The 232-nt window shown below is 65.1% G+C and carries 1 pseudogene; it reads left to right on the forward strand.

The window, feature by feature from the left end:
* Window positions 1-232 (forward strand): annotated as a pseudogene (locus BST12_RS30275) (magnesium transporter); the annotation flags it as partial.

The following is a 232-nucleotide window of genomic DNA, read 5'->3' on the forward strand; positions in this document are numbered from 1 at the left end:
CGGCGAATCCTTCGGGCGCGTTCGCGATGTCGTGATCAGCATCAGCATTGTCCGCCAACAACCGCGAGTGCTCGGGCTGGTGGTCGATTTGGCGCCCCGCCGCAAGATATTCATACCGATTCTGCGGGTCGCCGCGATCGAGCCGCACGCGGTGACACTGAGCACCGGCAACGTGTCACTGCACCGCTTCGAGCAGCGGCCAGGCGAGGCTCTGGCGCTGGGTCAAGTGCTC

Source organism: Mycobacterium angelicum (assembly GCF_002086155.1).
Lineage (GTDB): Bacteria > Actinomycetota > Actinomycetes > Mycobacteriales > Mycobacteriaceae > Mycobacterium > Mycobacterium angelicum.